Source organism: Mameliella sp. CS4 (genome assembly GCF_019392335.1).
Lineage (GTDB): Bacteria > Pseudomonadota > Alphaproteobacteria > Rhodobacterales > Rhodobacteraceae > Antarctobacter.
This window is the reverse complement of record NZ_JAHXRQ010000110.1, coordinates 1-346: the sequence shown is the minus strand read 5'-3', so window position 1 is coordinate 346 and position 346 is coordinate 1. Positions and strand designations below refer to the sequence as shown.

Annotated in this window: 1 protein-coding gene; it reads left to right on the top strand. The window is 68.5% G+C overall.

The window, feature by feature from the left end; genetic code table 11:
- Positions 1-346 (top strand): transcription termination/antitermination NusG family protein (locus tag KZZ07_RS26740; protein WP_219519960.1); only part of this gene is annotated, 346 nt, incomplete at both ends.

Below are 346 nucleotides of genomic sequence, written 5' to 3'. Positions count from 1 at the left end.
TGTCACCGTCGGACTTCTCGCCGGCTCAGCTGGCGGATTGGGTCAGCGCCAGCAATTCCGGGGGGCGATCTCAGGCCGGACCGGATGAGCAGGAGACCGCCGAAGCTGAGGCGGGCACGTGGTTCGTGGCCTACACCAACCCGCGTCGCGAGGATTCGGTGGAGCGGACGGTCCGGCGCCGAAGCTTCCGCACCTTCGTCCCGGTGATGACGGTCACTCAGCGATGCCAGGACGTCGAGCGGCCGCTGTTCCCGCGCTACGTGTTCGTGGGTCTGCGGCCCGGTCTGACGCTGTACGGCCTGCGCGAGACGCCGGGCCTTGAGGCCCTCGTGCGGATGGATGGAAA